General features: G+C 46.4%; 4 protein-coding genes. 3 read left to right on the top strand and 1 reads right to left on the bottom strand.

Annotated elements, in window-relative coordinates; translation table 11 throughout:
• Positions 1-150 precede the first annotated feature (150 nt).
• Positions 151-1,197 carry a LacI family DNA-binding transcriptional regulator gene (locus GPL15_RS16150; RefSeq protein ID WP_215699718.1) on the bottom strand — a complete coding sequence of 349 codons (1,047 nt, stop codon included), beginning with the start codon at positions 1,195-1,197 and terminating at the stop codon, positions 151-153.
• A gap of 411 nt (positions 1,198-1,608) precedes the next feature.
• On the opposite strand from GPL15_RS16150, the gene GPL15_RS16145 reads away from it, so the two are divergent.
• From GPL15_RS16145 to GPL15_RS16135, 3 genes are all read left to right on the top strand, one after another.
• Positions 1,609-3,525 (top strand): sensor domain-containing diguanylate cyclase, encoded by a 1,917-nt coding sequence (locus GPL15_RS16145; protein WP_252198465.1) that lies wholly within the window; start codon positions 1,609-1,611, stop codon positions 3,523-3,525.
• Between the two features lie 17 nt (positions 3,526-3,542).
• Entirely contained in the window at positions 3,543-4,961 is a 1,419-nt protein-coding gene (locus GPL15_RS16140) for a glycoside hydrolase family 3 protein (protein WP_346344988.1), read from the top strand.
• Between the two features lie 119 nt (positions 4,962-5,080).
• Entirely contained in the window at positions 5,081-6,433 is a 1,353-nt protein-coding gene (locus GPL15_RS16135) for a sodium-dependent transporter (protein ID WP_215699717.1), read from the top strand.
• The last annotated feature ends 138 nt before the right edge of the window (positions 6,434-6,571 follow it).

Here is a 6,571-nt window from a genome sequence, read left to right as displayed (position 1 = left end):
AATGGGCATCGGACCGTCTTTTTCTATCCCTGGAGCCTTAGTTTCACTTACGGTTGGAAGCTGGTTTTCATCCCCGAAGGCTTCCCCTTGCTCCGTCCCCCTCCAAACATCCAGTCCGCCCCCTCGTCCCGCTTTCCTGCGTAACACCAGTCAATTAATATAATATTCGCAGTTGCTTTTCATCACCAACCCAATCGGCACAAATTCCTGGCTGCGGCTTCTGCTGCCTGTAGTCAGATAGCGGTACAGCACTTCCACAGCCATCCGCCCCTGTTCCTTATTGGACTGATAAATTGAGGCCGTCAGAATACCGTTCTCAAAATATGGTTTAAGCTCAAAGAAAACGTCAGTGCCTATGAACAGCGGCCGTTTCTTCTGCCGCTGCTCCAGCAGTTGACAGAGGATATAGGTATTTCTGGCATTGCAGCAGAAGATGGCGCTGATATCCTCAGTATCCAGAAGGATCCTGCACCGCTCCTCCACGTCCTCTTTTCCAAAGCCGTCCAGGACGATCATCTCATTTTCGATTCCCCGGCGTTTAATATCCTCCAAAAATCCGTTTGCGTAATTCCGGTTGCTGAAGAGATCCGCATTTCCGCTCAAAAGCAGTATTTTTCCCTGGTCTGCCGGGAGGGCGGCGGACAGAAATTCCGCGGCCAGCCTGCCGGCCTTAACGTGGTCTACCTTAATGCTGCAGAAATAATTTTCAATTCTGCCATAGCTGGAAATGAGCACGATGGTCACTCCCTGCTTGTAAAACCGGGCAATCCATTCATTGCTGTCGTTGGTATCCGATAATGTGATCAGCCCGTTTATATCATCAAGCATGGTATCATAAAGCTTCTGCAGTTCCATGGACAGTTTATCCATCCGGTATTCCGATTCGATATATATAAAATTAATCTTATATTTTTGAACTTCTTCAGCCGCTTCTTTGATCCCTTCCCAGATTCCCCGGAAATAATACTGGTCCTCCCCCTTGGGCTGCGGCAGCACAACCGCGATGTTGATCGTTTTCCTCTTCAAGCTGGATGCCGCCGCATCAATTTGAAAATTCATTTTTTCCACTTCCGCCAGAATCCGTTTTCTGGTTTCCTCGCCGACCCCTTCTTTTCCATAAATGGCCCGGTGCACGGTTCCGATGGATACTCCGGTCTTTTCCGCAATCTCTTTGATCGTTGGCTTTCCGTTCTTCATATATGAACATATCCTCCTGTTTTTATAGAACCAAAATGTTTTACTAAAACGTTATCTCTTAATGGATTATGGCATAAAAAAAGTAAATTGTCCAGTTAGATTCCACAAAGTGTGATTCAGGGACGACAGAAAATGGTTTTCGAGTTTATTTCCACGACTGGGAGCTCATATTTCTTCCGGCATTATGCCCTATCATTTGCAGAAACAGGATGTCTGGTGTAAAATATAATATAATACCAATTGGAAAGTTACAAATTTGAATCGCGGATGAGAATCTGAAATTCACAGCGCGTGCCGACGTAGTGCCAAATTCACATTGTGCCAAATTTACATAGTACAAAATTTACATAGCGCAAAATTTACGCAGCACAATATTTGAGCCAAAAAACGCTCCGGCAAAGGAGGATTAACATGAAAAATAAAATTTTACTGCGTACCAATGTCTTTGTATGCGCTGTCATTGTTCTTGGATTCATCATCACATCCATTACCAGCTACCGTGCCAATATGGGGGTATTTGAAACAGATGTGGAGCATGTTTCCGATCTGGCCGCCGACGGTATTTTTTATCAAATAGATTCGATCTTTACCAAACCAGTCAATGTTTCCCTCACCATGGCCAACGACAATCTTTTAAAAGAGTTTCTTGCAGAAGAAACAAGCCGCCTCCAAGACGATACATTTGTTAAAAGCATGAGGGATTATCTTCACGCATATCGTGAAAAATATTCCTATGATTCCGTTTTTCTGGTGTCAGCCCAAACCAACCGGTACTATCATTTTAACGGGGTGGACCGGATTATGAAGCAGGACAACCCGGAAAATGTCTGGTACTACGAATTTATTGCCAATGATAAAGAATACTCCCTGAATATTGACAATGATGAGGCCGCCGATAACGAGATTACAGTATTTATCAATTGCAAGATCCGGGACCGAAACGGCGCTGTTCTGGGTGTAGTAGGGGTTGGTTTTCGTGTGGACGATCTGCAGGATCTTCTGAAAGAATATGAGCAGGAATTCAATGTGAAAGCCCGCCTGATCAATCCTCAGGGCGTGGTTGAAATTTCCACCCAGTATACCGGATATGAGAATGTCAATCTGTTCGATAATCCCATATATCAGGAATTAAAAGACCGGATTCAGGACGATAGAATGGCCGATCAGACCTATTGGCTCGATTCCGCTCCGGGCAGAGAATATGTGGTTTCCCGTTATATCGGGAATCTGGACTGGAATTTGATTGTGGAAAATGACACTTCAATCTTGACGAAGCATATGCGGCAGTCCATGATCCGCGGCATTTTGATCATTTGTATTATCATTATCATTGTGCTCTTCACAATCACCACGGTAATAAGAAAATATAATGAAAGGATCATCGAACTTACCACCGCCCGGGAACGGGAGTATTACGAGGCGCGTCAGGAAGCCGCAAAGCAGCTTTACGAGAATATTTACGAATTGGATATCACGCATAACTGTCCGGTGGGAGAGAGCACAGAGCGGTATTTTGAAAGCCTGGGAGTTCCGGAACACACCCCTTATGATGAAGCCCTGAAGATCATCGCTGCAAAACAGATTAAGCAGGAGCACAGACAGGGATATATCGATACCTTTTCTGCCCAAAATGTGCTGGAAGTCTATGAAAAAGGGATTAAGAGCCTGAGTTATGACTTTATGATCACCAATGACGGACAGAATTATTACTGGATGCGGATTATGGCCTGCATCTATTTCTGGAGCGAGGACAACTCGGTCAGAATGACCGCTTACCGCCAAAACATAGACCAGGAAAAGCAGCAGGAAAAACGCTTATTTGAACAAATGCAGAGTGATCCGCTAACAGGAATCTATAACAAAGCCGCTGTACAGGAGCTGATCTGCGAAATGATTTCAGCGGCGGACAACAGCAGTGAATACGCATTTATCATCGTGGATATCGATGATTTCAAACAAGTTAACGATACTTACGGCCATTCGGCGGGAGATTTTGTAATCGCCACATTTGCCCGGAATTTAAAAAAGCATTTCCAGGAAGAGGATATTGTGGGAAGAATCGGCGGCGATGAATTTGCGGTATTTTTAAAGATTCCCAACCAAGAATGGCTGGATAAACAGGCCCAGGTATTGTCAGACGGTTTAAGAGACAGCATAATGACCGACACCGGGATATGCAGCGTTTCCGCCAGCATTGGAATCGCCGTCTATCCCGATATGGGCGCGGACTTTGAGACCCTTTATAAAAATGCGGATTTTGCGCTGTATCAAACCAAAAAGAACGGGAAAAATGGTTATACTATTTATAATGCAAAGTTCAATAGTTAGGATGAAAGGAGTAATTTGTGGCTGAAAAGCGTCATTCCCGAAAACAGACGGAAGAAAACAAAAACAAAGGCATGTCGCGTATCATAATCATCATATTAAGTGCCGCGGCCATATGTCTGCTGATGATTATGGGCATGCGTGTGTATAAAGAAGGTAAAATACCAAAAGCCCCTGCGGAAAACCGCGCGGCAGGGGGAAGCGAGGCGGGAAATAAGGGGAGCGGAAAAGGAGCGGCGGATGCTGGCGGAATGGGCGGAGGCACAGCGGCTGGAAGCGGAGTTACCGGAAACGGAGCGGCCGGAAGCGACTTTACCGGAAACGGGGCGGCCGGAAGCAATGTTACCGGAAGCGGAGTGAACGGAAATGTAGCGGCTGGAAACATCAATGATCAGGATACCGCATTTGAGAACATCATTAATTCCATGAACCTGGAGGAGAAAATCGCCCAGATGTTCATCATTACGCCGGAAGCCCTGACCGGGTTTGAACAGGTGACGGATGCGGGAGAAGCGACCAGAAACGGGCTGGTCCATTATCCGGTGGGAGGCCTGGTATATTTCAAGCCCAATATTCAAAATCCCCAGCAGGTTAAGGAAATGATTGCCAGTACAAAAGAATTTGCAGATTCGGCAGTTAAACTTCCAATTCTGATTGCCGTGGATGAAGAAGGCGGAACGGTGGCAAGATTAGCGGGCAACCCCCAATTTTCAGTAGAAAAATTTCCTGATATGTCTGTAATCGGCGCTTCCGGTGATTTGGATAAAGCGTATGAAGTGGGGCAGACAATAGGCGGTTATTTGAAAGAATACGGTTTTAATATGAATTTTGCACCGGATGCGGATGTGCTGACAAACCCCGGTAATACGGTAGTCGCCATGCGCTCGTTCGGTTCTGATCCTGGACTTGTGTCCGCTATGGCCGGACAGGTGGCGGAGGGCCTCAAAGATCAGGGCATTATACCCGTCTATAAACATTTTCCAGGCCACGGTTCTACAAAGGGAGATACCCACGAGGGATTTGCATATACGGACAGAACACTGGATGAACTTAGGAAATCAGAACTGGTTCCGTTTGCGCAGGCGGTAAATGATGGGAGACCATGTATTATGGCCGCCCATATTGCTGCTGTGGCCGTAGACGGAAACAAGCCTGCATCCCTGTCCAAAACCCTCATTACGGATGTGCTCAGGGAAGAAATGGGCTTTACCGGCGTGGTTATTACAGATGCGCTGAACATGGGAGCAATACAAAGTCTGTATTCATCCGGAGATGCGGCTATTTTGGCCGTAGAAGCGGGAGCAGATATACTGCTGATGCCCGCTGACTTTAAAGAAGCATATGAGGCTCTGGTAAATGCTGTGAAGGAGGGCCGGATCAGTGAAGAAAGAATAATCATTTCCCTGAAGCGGATTGCAGCAATGAAGGCTGGATTGTAAGGAGGCTTACCGTGTTCTGCAGTATTTTATCCGGCAGGTTTATTTGACATTTATTTGACTATTGGCTGTTTCTCTGATAGTCTATATAGCATATTATATATTTACAAGGAGACAGAACAATGGGGGAAAAAAGAAATACTGATGTGTCCGCTGCACACGGGCATCAGAACGGCGGTTTCAGTACAAGTGTCGGTTTCATTCTGGCCTGTGTGGGATCAGCGGTGGGAATGGGAAATATCTGGATGTTTCCATACCGTGTAGGGCAGTACGGAGGGGCGGCTTTTCTTGTGCCGTACCTGATATTTATTACTATATTCGGTCTGGTGGGACTTTCGGCGGAATTTGCCGTCGGCAGGAGGGCAAAGACCGGGACGCTGGGATCTTATGAATACTGTTGGAAAAGCAGGGGTAAAGGCAAATTAGGTTATATTTTAGGGTGGATTCCGTTAATGGGATCTTTGGGAATCGCCATCGGTTACGCTATAATCGTTGGCTGGGTAGTCCGTTCCCTGGCAGGTTCCCTGACTAATACAATACTCACAACAGACGCAGCAGAATATTTTGCCCAGGCTACGGGGGCATTTGGAAGTATACCGTGGCATTTGATTGTAATTCTTGCCGCTATGGGAATTCTGATGTTCGGTGTGGCCAGCGGGATTGAGAAGATCAATAAAGTTTTGATGCCTTCATTTTTTATCTTGTTTGCAGTTTTGGCAGTCCGGGTGGCATTTCTTCCGGGAGCGGCAGAGGGATATAAGTTCCTGTTTGTTCCAAAATGGGAATATCTTTTAAAAGTGGATACCTGGGTTATGGCTATGGGACAAGCGTTTTTCTCCCTTTCCATTACCGGTTCGGGAATGATCGTTTATGGAACCTATCTGGGAAAAGATGAGGATATACCAAAGTCCTCCGTACAAACGGCGCTGTTCGATACGCTGGCGGCTATGCTGGCCGCGTTGGCAATTATGCCTGCGGTTTTTGCATTTGGAATTAAGCCTAATGCGGGGCCGCCCTTGATGTTTATCACACTGCCAAACATTTTCCGCCAGATGCCGATGGGGCAGTTGTTTTCGGTGCTCTTTTTTGTATCCGTAGCATTTGCAGGGATCACCAGCCTTGTAAATATGTTTGAGGCTGTCTGTGAATCCTGGCAGAACCGTTTTAAGCTTTCCAGAAAGGCCGCGGTTGCGCTGTGCGGAATTATCACATTCGGTGTGGGACTGTTTTTGGAAGCGGAGCCGAAGGTCGGTTCCTGGATGGACTTTATCACTATCATCGTAGTGCCTTTTGGGGCGGTGCTGGGGGCGGTTTCCATCTATTATATACTTGGATTTAATGAAATCAAGAAGGAACTGGAATCCGGAAGGGAAAAACCGCTTAGCGGATTTTTCGGGCCGCTGGCTAAGTTTGTGTATGTGCCGTTGGCAGTGATTGTGTTTGTGCTTGGGATTATGTATGGGGGAATTGGATGAGGTTGAATGAGGTTTAATTAGTGAACGTTACGCAGGAAAGTGTGACGAGGGGACGGAGTGGATGTTTGGATGGGGGCGGGCCCAGGGGAATCCTTCGGGGATGAAAACCAGCTTCCAACCGTAAGTGAAACTAAGGCT

Origin of the sequence: Clostridium sp. MCC353 (assembly GCF_018785315.1) — a bacterium.
In the GTDB taxonomy this organism is placed as follows: Bacteria; Bacillota; Clostridia; order Lachnospirales; family Lachnospiraceae; genus CHH4-2.
Note: the sequence above shows the minus strand (reverse complement) of the source record. Positions and strands in the feature narration are given on the sequence as shown.

What these genes read in the sequence shown, in the direction of transcription:
- GPL15_RS16150 (WP_215699718.1), bottom strand. Translation starts at nt 1,197, where the DNA reads ATGAAGAACGGAAAGCCAACGATCAAAGAGATTGCGGAAAAGACCGGA.
- GPL15_RS16145 (WP_252198465.1), top strand. Translation starts at nt 1,609, where the DNA reads ATGAAAAATAAAATTTTACTGCGTACCAATGTCTTTGTATGCGCTGTC.
- GPL15_RS16135 (WP_215699717.1), top strand. Translation starts at nt 5,081, where the DNA reads ATGGGGGAAAAAAGAAATACTGATGTGTCCGCTGCACACGGGCATCAG.